The sequence below is a fragment of the Acinetobacter sp. YH16053 genome (genome assembly GCF_013417035.1).
Lineage (GTDB): Bacteria > Pseudomonadota > Gammaproteobacteria > Pseudomonadales > Moraxellaceae > Acinetobacter > Acinetobacter towneri.
Genome location: NZ_VPEP01000016.1, coordinates 19,159 through 37,063, shown reverse-complemented (window position 1 = coordinate 37,063; position 17,905 = coordinate 19,159). Strand labels below are relative to the sequence as shown.

The 17,905-nt window shown below is 38.8% G+C and carries 17 protein-coding genes; 11 read left to right on the top strand and 6 right to left on the bottom strand.

Annotated features, from left to right (window positions below):
• Positions 1 to 71: 71 nt before the first annotated feature.
• Positions 72 to 989: a LysR family transcriptional regulator gene (locus FTV43_RS11360; RefSeq protein ID WP_179995485.1), complete on the bottom strand. Its 918-nt coding sequence runs from the start codon at positions 987 to 989 to the stop codon at positions 72 to 74.
• A 93-nt stretch (positions 990 to 1,082) separates the two neighbouring features.
• Here FTV43_RS11360 and FTV43_RS11355 point away from each other — a divergent pair, with 93 nt between their 5' ends.
• The 8 genes from FTV43_RS11355 to FTV43_RS11320 all read left to right on the top strand — a co-directional run bounded on the left by FTV43_RS11355 (position 1,083) and on the right by FTV43_RS11320 (position 7,194).
• Positions 1,083 to 2,324 carry an acyl-CoA dehydrogenase family protein gene (locus FTV43_RS11355; RefSeq protein ID WP_179995484.1) on the top strand — a complete coding sequence of 414 codons (1,242 nt, stop codon included), beginning with the start codon at positions 1,083 to 1,085 and terminating at the stop codon, positions 2,322 to 2,324.
• A 130-nt stretch (positions 2,325 to 2,454) separates the two neighbouring features.
• Complete coding sequence (locus tag FTV43_RS11350) at positions 2,455 to 3,576, top strand: phosphotransferase family protein (protein ID WP_004973572.1); 1,122 nt, start codon at positions 2,455 to 2,457, stop codon at positions 3,574 to 3,576.
• Positions 3,573 to 4,271, top strand: coding sequence for a histidine phosphatase family protein (locus tag FTV43_RS11345; protein ID WP_004973573.1), 699 nt, complete (start codon positions 3,573 to 3,575; stop codon positions 4,269 to 4,271). Before FTV43_RS11350 ends, FTV43_RS11345 begins: the two co-directional genes overlap by 4 nt.
• Before the next feature lie 10 nt (positions 4,272 to 4,281).
• Positions 4,282 to 5,025, top strand: coding sequence for an SDR family oxidoreductase (locus tag FTV43_RS11340; protein WP_004973576.1), 744 nt, complete (start codon positions 4,282 to 4,284; stop codon positions 5,023 to 5,025).
• Positions 5,026 to 5,187: 162 nt separating this feature from the next.
• Complete coding sequence (locus FTV43_RS11335; protein ID WP_004973578.1) at positions 5,188 to 5,898, top strand: SGNH/GDSL hydrolase family protein; 711 nt, start codon at positions 5,188 to 5,190, stop codon at positions 5,896 to 5,898.
• A gap of 80 nt (positions 5,899 to 5,978) precedes the next feature.
• A complete protein-coding gene (locus tag FTV43_RS11330) occupies positions 5,979 to 6,122 on the top strand; it encodes a hypothetical protein (protein ID WP_179994187.1) in 144 nt (47 codons plus the stop codon).
• Positions 6,119 to 6,571: an XRE family transcriptional regulator gene (locus FTV43_RS11325; protein ID WP_154320746.1), complete on the top strand. Its 453-nt coding sequence runs from the start codon at positions 6,119 to 6,121 to the stop codon at positions 6,569 to 6,571. Before FTV43_RS11330 ends, FTV43_RS11325 begins: the two co-directional genes overlap by 4 nt.
• A 32-nt stretch (positions 6,572 to 6,603) precedes the next feature.
• The gene (locus tag FTV43_RS11320) at positions 6,604 to 7,194 is read left to right on the top strand and encodes a uracil-DNA glycosylase family protein (protein WP_104851964.1); all 591 of its coding nucleotides are present in this window, start codon (positions 6,604 to 6,606) and stop codon (positions 7,192 to 7,194) included.
• 77 nt (positions 7,195 to 7,271) lie between these two features.
• On the opposite strand, the gene FTV43_RS11315 is transcribed toward FTV43_RS11320, so the two are convergent.
• Positions 7,272 to 8,750, bottom strand: coding sequence for a phospholipase D family protein (locus tag FTV43_RS11315; protein ID WP_004973717.1), 1,479 nt, complete (start codon positions 8,748 to 8,750; stop codon positions 7,272 to 7,274).
• Positions 8,751 to 9,032: 282 nt separating this feature from the next.
• Between FTV43_RS11315 and FTV43_RS11310 the strand changes: the two genes are divergently transcribed.
• A complete protein-coding gene (locus tag FTV43_RS11310) occupies positions 9,033 to 10,148 on the top strand; it encodes an S-(hydroxymethyl)glutathione dehydrogenase/class III alcohol dehydrogenase (protein ID WP_004973720.1) in 1,116 nt (371 codons plus the stop codon).
• A gap of 517 nt (positions 10,149 to 10,665) precedes the next feature.
• Positions 10,666 to 11,724: a 3-deoxy-7-phosphoheptulonate synthase gene (locus tag FTV43_RS11305; protein ID WP_104851962.1), complete on the top strand. Its 1,059-nt coding sequence runs from the start codon at positions 10,666 to 10,668 to the stop codon at positions 11,722 to 11,724.
• Between the two features lie 123 nt (positions 11,725 to 11,847).
• On the opposite strand, the gene FTV43_RS11300 is transcribed toward FTV43_RS11305, so the two are convergent.
• The 4 genes from FTV43_RS11300 to FTV43_RS11285 all read right to left on the bottom strand — a co-directional run bounded on the left by FTV43_RS11300 (position 11,848) and on the right by FTV43_RS11285 (position 16,894).
• Positions 11,848 to 13,038 (bottom strand): MFS transporter, encoded by a 1,191-nt coding sequence (locus tag FTV43_RS11300; protein WP_131261381.1) that lies wholly within the window; start codon positions 13,036 to 13,038, stop codon positions 11,848 to 11,850.
• Between the two features lie 294 nt (positions 13,039 to 13,332).
• A complete protein-coding gene (gene gcvH / locus FTV43_RS11295; protein WP_096902550.1) occupies positions 13,333 to 13,707 on the bottom strand; it encodes a glycine cleavage system protein GcvH in 375 nt (124 codons plus the stop codon).
• Between the two features lie 71 nt (positions 13,708 to 13,778).
• The gene (locus tag FTV43_RS11290) at positions 13,779 to 14,807 is read right to left on the bottom strand and encodes an AraC family transcriptional regulator (protein ID WP_096902549.1); all 1,029 of its coding nucleotides are present in this window, start codon (positions 14,805 to 14,807) and stop codon (positions 13,779 to 13,781) included.
• 227 nt (positions 14,808 to 15,034) lie between these two features.
• A complete protein-coding gene (locus FTV43_RS11285) occupies positions 15,035 to 16,894 on the bottom strand; it encodes an ABC transporter ATP-binding protein (RefSeq protein ID WP_096902548.1) in 1,860 nt (619 codons plus the stop codon).
• A 421-nt stretch (positions 16,895 to 17,315) separates the two neighbouring features.
• Here FTV43_RS11285 and FTV43_RS11280 point away from each other — a divergent pair, with 421 nt between their 5' ends.
• Positions 17,316 to 17,774 (top strand): DUF2147 domain-containing protein, encoded by a 459-nt coding sequence (locus tag FTV43_RS11280; protein ID WP_179995483.1) that lies wholly within the window; start codon positions 17,316 to 17,318, stop codon positions 17,772 to 17,774.
• Positions 17,775 to 17,905 lie beyond the last annotated feature (131 nt).

Genomic DNA, 17,905 nt, shown 5'->3' with positions numbered 1-17,905 from the left:
CTTTTATTTTTTATAGAATCATACAAGACGATTAGCAACCACTTGCAAATTCAAGATTAATTCAAAATAGCCTAAGCAAAGATTTTAGAAATTTCCTCTCTTAAGAAATAATGCCTTGAATTTTCCTGTAAATCTTTATGCCAATACATCCCCATATTAATTACAGGCAAGTCAACAGGCACATCAAAAATATTCAATTTTTGGCTCATATTCAAATGCTTTAAAATCATTTTAGGAATAGTTAGTATGGCTTGAGAATGCTGCTGTAAAATCTGTAACGCCGTAGAATAGTGCTGACAACGTAAAAAAACCTGCCGTGATAATTGCTTTTGATGCAAATAAATATCTTCTAGCAACATACCAGTACGCCGTGATGAAACCCCAATATGTGCAGAAGATAAATAAAGTGCAGTATTCATTTCTTGTTGTGAACTACAGACCACAAATTGGTCTTGAACTAAGGATTGAAACTGAATTTTATCGCCAAAGTTTTGTTCTAAATCAATTACAAAATCAATTTGTTGTGTTGCTAAATCTGCCAAAACCGTTTTGCGGTCTAATTTGTGGCTCAGAAATTGAATATCCAAGTTCAACTTTTGAAAATGCGCCACCAATTTAGGAAAAATAATCGGTTCAATTTCATCATGGATAGCAATTTTGAGCGATTGCAACATATTCGGCTCAAATTGCTGTTTCTGTATTGCAATACTTTGAATCGCCAACAAGGCATTTTTAATAGTCGGATAAATTTGCTCGGCAAAAGGCGTAGGCAGCATTTTATTGCCACTTCGCACCAGTAAATCATCTTGTAAATGTTGTCTTAAACGCTGCAAAGCATGACTGGCGGCAGATTGGCTAATACACAAAATTTGTGCAGCTTTGGAAATACTGCGCTGCTCATAAATTGCAACAAACATCGGGTATAAATTGATGTCTAAACGATGAAAAACGGTAAGATCAACTTTTGCATTGTTATGAACATGATTCATAGTGTTTTATTGAATTAAATCATTTTGTTCATATTACTTTTCAAGTTAAGGTGTTGTAAAGCAATGAATACAATATTTTAAGGGATTTGAACCATGTTTGAGCTATCTGCACGCGCCAAAGACTATATAGAACGTACCAAAGCCTTTATTGCCAAAGAAATTGAGCCGATTGAAGCTGAATTCTGGGCAGAAGTTCACGAATTAAATCAGGGTGGTGACTGGACTAAATGGCAATGGCCAGCACAATTAGAACAATTAAAAGCCAAAGCCAAAGCTGCAGGTGTATGGAATATGTTTTTACCTTGTCCAGAATTAGGACAAGGTTTGTCGGTACAAGAATATGCACACATTGCAGAGTTGAGTGGACGCAGTTTGATTGCGCCAACCGTATTTAACTGTAATGCACCCGACAGCGGCAACATGGAAGTTTTATGGCGCTATGGTTCTGAACCACAAAAGGCAGAATGGCTGACACCGCTGCTTGAAGGTAAAATTCGTTCTGTGTTTTGTATGACTGAACCTGCAGTGGCTTCAAGTGATGCGACCAATATGCAGGCAACAGCAGTCGTAGACGGCGATGAAATTGTCTTGAATGGTCGTAAATGGTGGTCTTCAGGTTTGGGCGATCCAAATGCCAAAATTATTATTTTTATGGCGCATACACCCGATGAAACCAAAGACCGTCATCATCAACACTCTATGGTTTTAGTCCCTGTGGATACTGCGGGCGTTAAAATTCAACGCATGTTACCTGTATTTGGTGATTACGACGCGCCACACGGTCATGGCGAAGTCAGTTTTGATAACGTGCGTGTGCCTGTTGCCAACTTTATTGGCGGTGCAGGACAAGGTTTTGAAATTGCACAAGGTCGTTTAGGTCCGGGGCGTATTCACCATTGTATGCGTTGTATTGGTGCAGCCGAAAAATCTTTGGAGTTGATGATTGACCGTGGCATGAGTCGTACCGCATTTGGCAAGGAAATTCTGAAACTCGGTGGCAATTTGGAGCGTGTAGCGGAAGCACGTGTGGCGATTGACCAAGCACGTTTATTAACTCTCTATGCAGCCTATAAAATGGATACTTTAGGCAATATGGCAGCACTTACCGAAATTTCTGCCATTAAAGTGGTTGCACCAAGTGTCTTGGAAAAAGTAGTTGATATGGCGATGCAGATTCATGGTGGTGCAGGCGTATCTAGAGATACACCGTTGACAGGTTTCTTTGCCCAAGCGCGTAGTTTACGTCTTGCCGATGGACCAGACGAAGTACACAAAGGCATGATTGCCAAACTTGAGTTGGCTAAACGTGGTTATCGTAGCAGCCGCAAAAAATAAGTCAGTTGCGAATTTTTTATTGTGTCGCTTGGTAGTGTATTCGGCAATATTTTCTATATTGCCGATACATCTCAAGAGAACACGGAAAATCTATGTTAGATTAAAAAAATTGGAAAATTAGGGAAAAATAATGTCAGTTATTGATGTAGGCGGCACAGTACGCGAAGGCGAAGAACTCGATATTCAGGCAGTGACAGCATGGTTAAAACAACAAAATGTCGATGTCGTAGAACCTGTAGAAGTCACACAATATTCAGGCGGTGCATCGAACTGGACATATCGCCTTAAGTACAGCAATGCTGATTTAATTTTGCGTCGTCCGCCCAAAGGTACTAAAGCTAAATCTGCACATGACATGGCGCGTGAATATCATGTGCAAAAGAATTTAGCCCCGTTTTATCCTGTGTTACCTGAAATGGTGGCGTTGTGTCAGGATGAAGCTGTAATTGGCTGCGATTTTTACGTGATGCAACGTATTGAAGGCATTATCCCACGTGCAAAATTGCCACCAGAGCTTGATTTTAGCGAAACTCAAGTACATGAACTTTGTGTAAATGTCATTGATAAACTGATTGAGCTGCATCAAGTACCTTATGCAGGAACTGAGCTAGAAAAATTAGGGAAAGGTGATGGTTATTGCCGACGTCAGGTAGAAGGTTGGGATGCACGCTATGCCAAAGCACATACCATCAACGTGCCATCTTTTAAATATGTGCGTAAATGGTTGTTAGACCATATTCCTGCAGATTCAAAAACCTGCATTATTCATAACGACTGGCGTTTTGATAATGTGATTTTAGACCCGAAACATCCGACTCAAGTGATTGGCGTTTTGGACTGGGAAATGGCAACACTGGGCGATCCACTCATGGATTTAGGCTCGGCTTTGGCATATTGGGTTGAAGATACCGATAATCAAATTTTTAAAGCCACCCGTCGTCAACCAACGCACTTAAAAGGCATGTTCACACGTCAGCAAGTGGTGGACTATTATTTGCAAAAAACAGGCTTGAGCACCGATAACTGGACATTCTATGAAGTGTTTGGAATTTTCCGTTTAGCGGTGATCGCCCAGCAAATTTATTATCGTTATTTCCACAAGCAAACCAATAATCCTGCATTTAAGGATTTCTGGATTGTCATTCATGCTTTGCATATTCGTGCCTTAAAGTTAATTGGTTTACAAAAACTGGAAGCAAATGAACTAGCACAAAAATATATCGCCAAATTTAAGGAATTGATGCCGAAATGACCACCATTTATTTAATTCGTCATGGGCAAGCATCTTTTGGGGCAGAAAGTTATGATCAACTTTCGCCTAATGGTGAGTTACAAGCCAAATTGCTCGGACGTTATTTTGATCGCATTTTAAAAGAAGCACCCTATGTGGTGGCTGGTTCAATGCAGCGCCATCAGCAAACTGCACAACTGGCTTTGGCAGAATGTTTTCCTGAGGTCGAAATTCATACCGACAGTGCATGGAACGAGTTTAATCATCAACAGGTTTTCGCGCAGTATGAACCGCGTTTTAATCAACCTGAATTGATGAAAGAAGATGTCGCCAAAGAGGTCAATCCTCGTGCATATTTGGCAAAAATTTTTGAAGGTGCGATAGAACGCTGGACGGGCGGTGAATATCACCATGAATATGAAGAATCTTGGCCGCATTTTAAACAGCGTGTCGAAGATGCATTGCAGCATTTATGTGATGACTTAGCCCAAAAACAACCACGATATGCTGTGGTATTTACTTCTGGTGGTGTGATTTCTGTGGCTGCAGGTAAAATTTTAGGCTTAACGCCCAATAAAACCTTTGCATTGAACTGGGCAATTACTAACTCAAGTATCACCACTTTACGTTTGGTCGGCAGTGAACCACAACTGTTAAGCTTGAATGAACATCATTTTATTAAAGCTGAAAACTCAAATTTATTGACTTGGATTTAAGGATCAAACCATGACAAAAACAATTCTAATTACAGGTGCAAGTTCAGGTATTGGTGCGGGTATGGCACGTGAATTTGCTCAAATGGGTTATAACCTTGCAATTTGCGCCCGACGTTTAGAGCGTTTGGAAACGCTGAAACAAGAACTGGAAAGCCAGTTTGGTATTCGTGTTATTGCAAAAACGCTGGATGTCACCAATTATGATCAGGTGTTTCAGGTGTTTCGTGAATTTAAACAAGATTTTGGACAAATTGACCGCATTATTGTCAATGCAGGCGTGGGCGAAGGACGTCGCATTGGTAAAGGTAATTTTGCCATCAACAAAGCCACAGTAGAAACCAACTTTATTTCAGCTTTGGCGCAGTGTGAAGCCGCGGTTGAAATTTTCCGTGAGCAAAACTCAGGGCATTTGGTGATGATTTCATCTATGAGTGCCATTCGTGGTATGCCAAAACATCTTACTGCTTACGGTGCAAGTAAAGCTGCAGTAGCACATTTAGCAGAAGGAATTCGTGCAGAATTAATTGATACACCTATTCAAGTTACGACTATTTTCCCTGGTTATATTCGTACCGAAATCAACGAAGGTGCAAAAAAACTGCCTTTTGAAGTTGATGAAAAAACAGGTTCACGCTTACTTGCTGCAGAAATTGAAAAAGCGCCAATTAAAGCCTATGTACCTAAATGGCCATGGTTGCCATTGGGCTTAGCTATGAAAGTTTTACCATTAAAATTGGTCAATAAACTCGGCTAAATAGCAGCGATATCATAGTATTTGAATAGCATCCTGAAATTTAAAGCTGATGATGAATGCAATCACTTTAAATGACACGATGCTATTTTTATATTTGAGTCTCTACTTTTGTTTGGGTTTAAAATTTGTATTTTCGGTTTTCGTATTTAAGAGTGAAATGTGATGTGGCTTAGAACAGCAACCCTTGCCTTAATTCCCGCTTTGGTGATTCAGGGAAGTCGTGTTAAAAAGAACACGATCCGATTGCCTGAAGCCGAAGGCGCACGAGAAGGTATTACAGGGCAAGGGCAAACGCTGTCATTATTGATTTTAGGCGATTCTGCCGCTGCAGGCGTTGGGGTAGCACATCAAAATGATGCGCTTTTAGGTGCGGTGATTTCTGCTTTGCAGCATCAGTACCAAGTACATTGGCGTTTAGAGGCGCAGTCTGGAGATACTACCTCACAAGTCATTCAAAAAACGAAAAAACTGGTAAATCAAAAATATGATGTTGTGGTTACTTCTGTTGGTGTCAACGATGTAACACGCTTAATGTCGGCACAGACTTGGATTAAACAACAGCAACATTTTTATCAACTTATTCAAGCGAAATTCCAACCTGAATTAATCATTGCTACGGGGGTTCCACCAATGCATTTATTTCCCGCATTGCCCAATCCATTATCTTGGCTATTTGGACAATACGCAAAACAAATGAACTTACAATTAGAAAAAATGATTGCACAACAAGAAGATATGCAGTGGATTGAATATGATATTCGAAAATATCAATCCATGAATTTAGAAATGGCAAAAGATGGTTTTCATCCAAGTAAAGAAATTTACCAGATTTGGGGGAAAGAAGTCTCGGATAGGATTTTGGAGTGGTTTTAGGTAAATTAACTTAAATAATGGTATAGTGTTAACAATCGTCAACACTAAATTATAATTAAATCATCAAGCAGAATGAAAATATGAAGAAACATCCCAATAAACATATTCGCGAAGCAATTGAATATGCGATTGAAAACGGCTGGGATGTTGTCGATTCAGGTAAATCAGCACATGCAAAACAAATCTTGCGTAAAGTAAAGCAATGTCATAGAGATGAACTATGAATAACTATCACTTTACTGTTGTGGTACGTGACGCACGTTCTGATCTGTCTGTGCTAGAAGATAAGTTCTTTGAAGCGGGTTGTGATGATGCATTAGTTTGCAGTTATAACGATACAATTTATCTTGAGTTTGACCGTGAAGCTGAAAATGCAGAACAAGCGATTCACTCAGCATTAGACAATATTCGCTCATTAGGATTTCATGATCTGATAGTAGAAGAGCAAGGTTATTCAACTTTGGCAGTAATGGCTGAACGTGCTGGAATGACTCGTCAAGCATTATCTTTATATGCGCAAAATAAACGTGGTGACGGAAACTTTCCACGTCCGATGTATGGACTTGCATCTAGATCTGCAATGTATTTTTGGCCAGAAGTTGCGACATGGTTATTCAATCAAGGGAAGTTACATAAAAATCATTATGAAGTTGCTCGTACTGCAATGTCTTAGCTTAATTTAAAGACCAAAGGTTCAATCTATAAATGTCTGATTCTAAAATAGAAACCCATCCACTCGAACCCTTTTTACCAGCCAATGCCAAGCTGTTAATGCTTGGGAGTTTTCCACCACCTAAAAGCCGTTGGAAAATGGATTTTTATTATCCGAATTATCAAAATGATATGTGGCGAATTTTGGGCTTATGCTTTTTTCAAGATAAAAACTACTTTTTAGATTTAGAAGCTAAAAATTTTCATCTTCATAAAATTATTGATTTTTTAAACACCACTGGCATTGCTATTTCAGATACGGCGCAGCAGGTGATTCGCTTAAAAGGCAATGCATCAGACAAATTTTTACAGATTGAAAAACCAATGGATATTGCAGCACTTTTAAGCAAGATACCTTTATGTCAAAGCATTATGACCACAGGCGATAAAGCGACTGATACACTCATGTTATCTATGCCTGAATCTGCCGAAAAACCTCAAATTGGGCAGGCGACACATTGCTATTTTGCCAAGCGTGAGCTGCATTTATATCGGATGCCTTCATCTTCACGAGCCTATCCTTTAGCTTTAGAGAAAAAGGCAGAAGCGTATTTTAACTTATTTAAAGAAATAGGCTTACTATAAGTAACTTTAAATAATTGTAGACAGTGATGGCAGAGAAAGAAAAATACGCTTCCATAATTAATGTCTATCTATTGTCATTACATCATCCATTCAATAGGGAATAATGAAACTGTTTTCATCATAAAACGCTGAAACTGTGTGGTTTCAGGATCATGATGATACGTTTGAATACTGCCATCTGCCTGATGATCTAACCAAATAATTTGACCGTTTTCGTCTAATTGCAGTTCATACGCAATTTGTGGCAAATAGCGGTCTAAAGATTGAGAAACATCGTTTTGCAATTGTTCAGACTCTAACACCAAGCCAACTTCGGTATTTAATTTTGCAGAACGAGGATCAAGGTTAAAAGAACCTACAAAGACCATGCCATCTATATCAAAGAATTTGGCATGTAAACTCGAGGCGTTTTTGCCTTTGGCAGGAATTACGTTACCCGTTGCAACTTCATACCAAGTACGCTTTTTTCGTTCAATATAAGGCTTAAATTCATATAAACGAATACCTGATTTAAGTAAATCTACGCGATACTGCTGATAAAATGCATGTACCAAAGGCACATCATTGGCTAAAAATGAATTGGTCAATACACGTATCTGTATTCCTTTTTCAGCCAGTTGAGTGAGTGTTTTAAGACCATCTTCTGTTGGGACAAAATAGGCAGAAACCAGTTCTAAATGTTGTTTGGGCTCACCCATTAACTTTAACATTTGTTTGTAAATCAGTTGCTCGCCTTGAGCTGTACCCCGAATTTTATTCGGAGAATCTGCCACAAAATGCGCACGTACCCACTGTACAGGATGTTGTTCTAATTTGATGCTGACTTCTTCTTGCGCGTTAGCCACACGTTCACGAATTTTATCTTTATATTTGGCATTTAATTCATAGCGATTACGCAATTCTCTCAATTGCAACGCGTTGCCTGTGCCTAATAATTGCTTTACTGAATAGCTTAGTTCGTCATTCCAAAACTCTAAAAACACGGCATTGGCTTGGGGGACAGCACTGCCATAGAATAGAATATCCATATCAGTAAATTGAAAATTTTCACTGGCATCAAAATATTCACGGCTAATATTACGCCCACCTGTCACGGCAATTGCCCCATCGGCAATAATTAGTTTATTGTGCATACGGCGATTGATTTGTTTAAAACGAAACAAATAATCCATCACACGAAAATGCCGATATTTGTACGGATTGAAAATTTTTATTTCAAAATTAGGATGCTGAGCAAGCCGTTTTAAGGTTGGATCAAGTTGCGTACCATTTTGATCATCAATTAATAAACGAACTTTTACACCACGATCTGCTGCTTTGAGCAGTTCAGCCAACATCAACTGACCAATTAAATCATCTTCCCAAATGTAATATTGTAAATCTAAATGGTGCTGTGCTTTTTGAATCAAATATAAACGCGAGGCGATGCTACTAAAGGCATCATTTAGAGAAAGATACGCTGTTAAATTTTGGGATAAATGTGCATCAATTTCCTGACCATTCAGCCAATGATCTACATAATGCTCAACAGGGCTATCTTTGCTCGCTTGATTCATCGGTAAACTGCATCCTGTCAGTAAAATAGCGAAAAAAGCCAACATTCCAAGCCAGTAACAAGGTCTTTGGATCTTCATGATTATTCTTAAGTCATTCTGTATTTATACATGGAGATTATCCTCATGTTAATGCTTGAAACTCTGAATAGAAAGAGGGTATTGTGAGAGTCTGTTGATATTTTATAAATAGCTTGCGAGATATCTCTCTCACATCGCAAACATAGACGAATTGTCAGCAGCCCCTTATCATCTGTTAATGTATTTTTTAGGGATAATTTGCTCATGAAATCACGTGCAGCCGTCGCATTCGGCCCAGGTCAGCCGCTTGAAATTGTTGAAATTGATGTTGCACCGCCGCAGGCTGGAGAAGTCTTGGTCAAAATTACCCACACAGGGGTATGCCATACCGATGCATTTACCTTATCGGGTGAAGATCCTGAAGGTGTTTTCCCTGCAGTTCTTGGCCATGAAGGTGCAGGTATTGTGGTTGAAGTTGGTGAGGGTGTGACCAGTGTTCAACCAGGCGATCATGTGATTCCGCTTTACACAGCAGAATGTGGCGAATGTTTATTCTGTAAATCTGGTAAAACCAACCTATGCGTTTCCGTACGTGCGACACAAGGTAAAGGTTTAATGCCTGATGGCACGACACGTTTTTCTTATAATGGACAACCGATTTATCACTACATGGGCTGTTCAACCTTTAGTGAATATACGGTAGTTGCTGAAGTATCTTTAGCAAAAATTAATCCTGAAGCCAATCATGAGCAAGTTTGCTTATTAGGTTGCGGTGTTACAACTGGTTTAGGTGCAGTTAAAAATACTGCAAAAGTCCAAGAAGGCGATACCGTTGCGGTATTTGGCTTAGGTGGTATTGGTTTAGCAGTTGTGCAAGGTGCGCATAAAGCCAAAGCCAGCCGTATTATCGCCATTGATACCAACCCAGAGAAATTCAAATTGGCAGAACAATTTGGTGCAACCGAATTCTTAAATCCAAAAGATTATGACCGCCCAATTCAGGAAGTCATTGTGGAAAAAACAGGTTGGGGCGTAGATCATTCTTTTGAATGTATTGGAAATACCAATGTGATGCGTTCCGCTTTAGAATGTGCGCATCGTGGTTGGGGACAATCCATTATTATTGGTGTTGCAGGTGCAGGTCAGGAAATTTCAACTCGTCCATTCCAATTGGTGACAGGTCGTACTTGGAAAGGAACTGCGTTTGGTGGTGTAAAAGGTCGTTCGCAATTGCCAGGCATGGTTGAAGAAGCCATGAAGGGTGATATTCAACTCGAACCATTTGTAACGCACACCATGGGGCTAGACCAAATTAATGAAGCCTTTGATTTAATGCATGAGGGTAAATCTATTCGTAGTGTGATTCATTTTGATCAATGATGAGTAACGCGCTTAAATAAAGACCCAACAAAAACCAAGCTTCGGCTTGGTTTTTTTAACCCCTGGATTCGCTAAAACAGCAGCTTAATTTTAATAAATACATCCAATAAAAATTATTTTACAAAAAGGATTGCCAAACGGAACAATACAGCGTATTTTAATTTTAACAGCTCATTTTTTGATGAAAACAAGATGTTAAAGCAACCTTTAATCGCAAACGCTTACTATTACTTTTGGCAGTTTCAATGATTGCCTGAGTCGCGTTCGGGCAAAAGGTTGCCCACCAGTTGATACCTGATCGGCAACCCTGATCAGGTTTTTTTATGTCTGGTGTTTTGAATTTTATAGGTTTTTCGGAGATTTAATCATGTACAACGTTAATTATTCATACTTTAGCAACTTTTATTGGTTTTACTTTAGTCAATCTATGACTCAAACCTTGCAATCCATTAGACCCATAACGCTGAAATAAATGATCGGACTGTAAAAAAGAGAAACAGTCCAAAGGAACAGACCAATGAATGCTTTAAATACTGCTTTACAACAACAGACCAACAATACTGAAATTAGTTTAAGTTTACCGCATCAACTCAAAGCGCAACTCCCACTTTCATCTGCGCTAAAACAACAAATCGCACAACATCGACAGATTATTCAGAACATTTTAGCGGGCACAGACCCTCGCTTATTGGTCATTACAGGACCTTGTTCAATTCATGATCCGCAAGCAGCACTCGAATACGCAGAAAAATTAAAACAATTACAAAGCCAAGTTTCAGATCAAATTTTCTTGGTGATGCGCGCCTATATCGAAAAGCCACGTACTACGGTAGGCTGGAAAGGCTTTTTGTATGACCCAGACTTAGATGGCTCTGCAAACATGCAATTAGGCTTAGAAAAATCACGTGAACTGTATCTACAAATTATAGAAATGGGTTTACCAATTGCTTCTGAAATTTTAAGCCCAATGGCAACGGGATATTTTGATGATGTACTGGCTTGGGGTGCAATTGGCGCACGTACCAGTGAATCACAAATTCACCGTGAAATTTCTAGCGCCATGCCGTATAGCATTGGTTTCAAAAACGGAACTGATGGCTCAATTCAAATTGCATTAGATGCAATTCAATCGGCAAGTCATCCACATCAATTCATGGGAATGAGCCAGTCGGGTTTACCTGCTATTTTGTCATCACAAGGTAATCCACACGCGCATTTAATTTTACGTGGCGCAAATTCAGGGCCAAATTATCAATTGGCAGAAATTGAGAAAATTCAGCACAAAGCCAAAGGGCAGTTGCCTGCATTGATTATTGACTGTAGTCACGGTAACAGCCATAAAGACCCTCAACAACAACCGCAAGTCTTGCGTACCATTGTGGCAGAACGTGAACAGACGCAAGTCCGTGGCATCATGTTAGAAAGTCATTTGGTGGATGGAAATCAAAAGATTTCTTGCGAGATGACTTATGGTCAATCTGTTACCGATGGCTGCTTGGGTTGGGATAAGACTGAACAACTGCTTATTGAGGTCGCTGAAAGCTTAAATCGTCAGGTTTTGGCTAAAACTGCATAAAAAATAAAACTCCAGAAACCCAAAAAACCTGAAATTTCAGGTTTTTTGGGTGGGAGAGTATTTAAAAATCAACTCTTCTTAGATTAGTTTTTAAAATAACAATTCTTTTGCTGCTATTAAAAACTAAGCCTGAATATCTGCATTAGGTTGTTTAGCCACAACAAATTTATAGAAAATTAAACTGATTAAGGTCACAACAGCACAGAGCAAATACGCTGCGGTATAGTCATAACCCGCAATAATCCAACCTAGAATTAACGCGCCTAAGGCGATACCAATATCGTAACAACAAAAATACGTAGATGTGGCATGACCAATACGATCTTTAGGGGAGCGTTGAATTGAAATGGTTTGCAGGCAAGGTTGGGCAGACCCGAACCCTACACCAATTAATGCAGCAGCCAACATAAAACCGAATACACTGTGTACCTGACTCAAGACAATTAATCCTAAAGCAAATAATATAATTGCAGGATAAATCACATAACTCGCCCCTTTACGATCATAAATTTTGCCTGTAATTGGGCGCAAAATCATCATCGAAACTGCAAATATCACGAAGAATAAACTCGCATAAGACAGCATATTGCGTGATTCTGCAAAGGTGGAAATAAATGACATAATACTGGCATACGCGAAAGAAACCATCATCGCCATGAGTGATACAGGAATTGCTTTTTTCTCTACAAAATCTTGAAGCCCTAATTTACGTTTAGGTGTTGTTTCAGTTTTTACTTTTTGGGTCGCAATTGGAATCATTAAACAGAAGGCGAAACCTACCCAAACACTGACGGATAGTAAGGTAGAAATACTGGCATAAGAAACACTTTGAATCAGACTTAAACCAATTAAAGGTCCCAATACAATCCCTAAATTTACTGACACCAAAAAATAGCCCATACCTTCACCTTTGCGACTGTCTGGAATAAAGTTATTGGCAATAGGGACGGTAACTGTGGTGACAATGCTGAACCAAATCCCATGTAAAAAACGCAGTACGAGTAGAAACAGTAAACTATCTACAAAAATGTATGCCACGCTACACAGACAAAACATGATTTCAGAAACATATAAGGTTTTCTTTACACCAAATTTTTCAATAATCAAACCGCTAAATGGGCGAATCGCGATTGCAGATAACATAAACAAAGTCATGGCTAAACCTGCCTGTGACAAGCTACCACCCAACTCATTCACAATATAAATAGGCAAAATTGTCGTTTGCGCAAAATAAAATATGAATAAGAACAAGTTATTGAATAAGCAGAGAATAAACGACTTATTCCATAAATGTTCGACATTTATAGCTGACATAACTTAAACCTATATATGGTGAGTGGAGTAGCGTGCAATGTGTACTTTGTTATACAGATGCTTTGTTATTGGAAGTCATCACACAGTAAGATCATGCAAAAAATAATAAACCCATTTATGTGAAAAGTATAGTTATTTAATAAAATTAAAACTAAAATTAGATTTTAATTCTATTTTTTTAATTGTTTTATCAAATAAAGATAATTTTATTTATTTCGCAAATTGCAATGCAAAAAAAATCAGCCGAAGCTGATTTCTTTGAATTTGAGCGATTAAACACTACAAATTTAAGGCTTATAAGCCAGATTCATAGTCCGCACTTGATAAAAGCTGTTCCACATCTGCCATATTGTCTGGCTTGATTTTATAAATCCAGCCTTTGCCATACGGTTCATCATTTACAAAGTCAGGGTCATCGTCTAAATTGCTATTTACTTCAACTACTTCGCCTGAAACAGGGGCGTGAATATCTGAAGCTGTTTTAACAGACTCAACCACACCTGCTTGTTCACCCGCAATTACTTTTTGACCAACTTCAGGTGCTTCTACATAGACCAAATCGCCTAAAGCATCTTGTGCGTGGTCTGAAATGCCTGTGACGACCAAATCACCTTCAATACGCACCCATTCATGTGTTCTTGCATATTTTAATTCCGCTGGGTGATTCATTTGATAACTCCTTAAATTGTATCGAATCTTTTTGCCATGTTTTATACATGCTTTTTGCTAAAAACAAAAGTTTATAAATACGGATCTTTACGCCAATTGCTCGGACTGCGTCCACTCCAGCGTTTAAAAGCACGACTAAAATTTGCCACATCGCTATAACCCAATTCATCGGCAATTTGTTCTAGCGTGTAGTCTGTACGGGAAAGCAGGGAAGTTGCATGCCGATAACGCACTTCATCGACCAAGTTTGAAAATGAAGTACCTTCTGCAGCCAGTTGACGTTTGAGTGTGCGGTCTGACATGTGTAGATAGTCGGCAACATTTTCAATGCTTAAATAATGCTGTTCTGCGTGGGTTAAAATATCACGTACTCGCATAGAAATGCGGCGACGTTCACCTAAAGCAGAAAGTTCGGCTTCACATTGATTAATCGCAATTTGACTGGCAATAGGATCGGCATTAATCATTTTTAAGCCTAGATATTGCTTGTCAAAACTTAAACCTAAATACGGCTGATCAAAACGGAATTGATGATAAGGAAATTTCGCAAAATATTGATCAAAACCCGCAGGTTTTGGGAAGTCAAAATCGACTTCGCCCGTAAAGTGTTCTGTACCTGTCATGGCTTTACTCATGGTGATCATGCCAATAATTAAAGCGATAGCGATTTCTGTGCGTAAAGGTTCCATGTGAATATCACACTGCAATTGCAGACTGGCTTTTTCACCAAAAGTTGAGAAAAACAATTGTAAAAAGGGCATACGCAGTTGAATAAAACGATTGGCTAAAATCAACGCATCACTAATTTCATGCGCAGTCATAATCGCATAGCCAATAAAGCCATGAATGGAAATGCGCATTTGCGTACCAAGATGATAACCGAGCGTCGATTCGCCTGTAAGTTTTAAAGCATGTTTAACCAACTCATTGGCAATAGGTGTAGGAATACGACATTCTGGGTCTGCCAACATTTCGCTATTGAGTTGAAATGGTGCAAATAAGGTATCTGCGTTATAACCCCAACGGGATACAACATCCAAAACCAATAAGCCATAAACCCCTGGAACACCTTGTTCCTGACGTGCTGATATTGTTTTCATGCATGTTCCATTGCATTTGCTAATTTTATTTTAATTTGCCTTAGCGACTGTCATCTATGCATATCTTAGTTTGCCAAACGGCGACATAAGAACGTAGATGACATATTGCATCTTGGCATGAAAATTAAAGAAATTCTATGGAAATTGTTAGACAAAACAGGCTTTGACTATATGCGATAAATCTGCATTTCATCAAAGCCTGAGTTACAGCAAAGTTGCTGGAGATGCTAATTTTTATCAGTCGATGGTTTTACGATTTTATCTTGTTCAATTAAAAAACCACCTGTTTGACGCTGCCAAAGTTGTGCATAAATTCCGTTCATAGCCACCAGTTCATCATGCGTACCTTGTTCTGCAATACGTCCTTGATCGAGCACAATTAAACGATCCATTTGTGCAATGGTAGATAGTCTGTGTGCAATCGCGATTACAGTTTTACCTTGCATGAGTTCATCGAGGCTCGATTGAATTGCCGCTTCAACCTCAGAGTCGAGCGCACTGGTGGCTTCATCTAAAATTAAAATAGGTGCATCTTTTAAGAAAACACGGGCAATGGCAATACGTTGACGTTGTCCACCTGAAAGTTTAACACCCCGTTCGCCCACGTAGGCTTCATAGCCTTTTTTGCCACGTAAATCGGTCAATTGTGGAATAAATTCTTCGGCTTTGGCTTTGCGTACAGCTTCAAACATTTCTGCATCAGTCGCGTCAGGACGACCATATTTAATATTTTCAGCCACAGTACGGTGTAATAGCGAAGTATCTTGAGTGACAAGTGCAATATTTTTACGCAAACTGTCTTGGGTTACATCTTCAATATTTTGCCCATCAATCATAATTGAGCCGTGTTTGAGCTCATAAAAATGTAAAAGCAATTGAATTAAGGTCGATTTACCTGCGCCTGAACGTCCCACGATACCAATTTTTTCGCCTGCACGAATATGCAGATTAAACTGATCAATCACGTTTTTACTGTTATAAGCAAAACTGACATCTTTAAACTGAATTTCGCCCTGAGCAACTTGTAATGGTTTTGCATCGGCTTTGTCTTGAATCGCAATTGGACGTCCGAGAGTTTTCATACCATCTTGAATGGTGCCGACATTTTCAAACAGGGCAGAGGTCTGCCACATCATAAACTCGGCAATACTGTTGAGTTTAAGAATCATGGCTGTAGTGGCAGCAATAATCCCCAATTCTGCACGGCCATTTAACCACAGCCAAATTGCTGTACCTAAAACGCCCACATACAACACCACGCTTAATAAATTGATGCTGATTTCATATTGAGCGCCCAAACGCATTTGTTTATAAACCGTCACCATAAATTCTTGCATCGACGCTTTGGCATATTGGCTTTCGCGACCTGCATGCGCAAATAATTTTACGGTTTGGATATTGGTATAAGCATCGGTCACACGTCCTGTCATCACTGCACGTGCATCGGCTTGTTCATTAGATACTTTGCTCAAACGCGGAATAAAATAAGCTGCTGCAAGAATAAATAAAGCCAACCATAGCAATAACGGCAAAATGAGCATTGGAGAAATTGCGCCCAATACCAGACTAATCGTAATAAAGTAAATGAATACATAGGCAAGCATATCGCCCAAAATGACCCAAAACTCACGTACTGCTAAGGCGGTTTGCATGACTTTGGCAGAGAGTCTTCCTGCAAAATCATTATGGAAAAAATCCAGACTTTGTTGCAACATTAAATTGTGGAAACGCCAACGCAAACGCATTGGAAAACCACTGTATAACATTTGATGCTTCACAATTGACTGCGCACTGGCAAAAAAGATATTGGCCAATAAAATACAAAACAGCAAAGTAAGGTTCTGCTGATGTTGCGCAAGGAAAGTATCTGGCTGACTTTGACTAAGCCATGTGACTAAATCGCCAATTTTTGCATATAGCAAAGCTTCAAAGCTGGCAGCGCCTGCAGTACATAAAACCAATAACAATAAATATGGACGTACACCTGAAGCTGCTTGCCAAACAAAGGCAAAAAACGTAGTTGGTAAGGGTTCGGTCAAACCTTTATTTGGATAAGGATCTATAAGTTTCTCGAACCACTTGAGCATACGATGTTACCTTGATGACTAAACTTAAATTTAAAGACAGATAGATTTAAAACTGTAAAAACAAAAACTTGGGATAAAGCTAAGACTATTTCTATAAATATTTCTTAACTTATAGTGATACAGCTTGTAGGTCTAGTTTACGCCATAACACAGCAAATGTTGAAAGAAGAAATATAGATGATTAATTGGCATACAAAACCACGTTATACATTCACTTTTATGCATAAAGCTGCAACGCATCAAAATTCATCTACCCATAAAAAGCGTATTGGTTCACATTTTTAATGATATTTCATCGAACCAATAGCATATAAACATTTAATTTTAATGAAAAAATTAATTTAAATTCAACATTGATTGCTATAATCACGCCCATTTTTAGCACAACCGTGCTGTAAATTGGTTTTAAGTTGATATTTTTATGATGCGTAACTTTTTAGGTGCAATTGCACTATATTTTGGATTTATTTTTCCTGTTCAAGCCATGCCATTTGATCCATTGATTGGTACATGGAAAGTAATTGATGATCATACAGGGCATTATGTTGCGGAAATTGTGATTCGTAAGAACTCTAAAACTTCGGAATATAGTGCTGTAATTACTCGAAATTTATTGTGGGTAGGCACAACTCAATTAGAGGTATGTAGCAAATGCCAAGGCAACTTAAAGAATCAGCCCATAAAAGGCATGCAGGCATTAGAAGGCTTGGTAGCAAATTCAAATCCAAAACAATTTTCGCAAGGACAATGGATTAACCCGAAAGATGGTTATGTCTATAAAATTGATGCTCAATTAAATGCGGCGAATAATCAAATGAAAGTATATGGCAAAGCCAAGAACGCGAATGCGATTAGCACGATGACTTGGAAAAAACTTTAACAGATTGTACGGCGTATTTTTGAAGCTACTTGATTGAAAGATTGAGTAGCTTTTTATCTTTTTGTGAATGATAAGATAAATTGAGACACCGAACACTCAAAATAAACCCATATATATCAATTACTTAATAT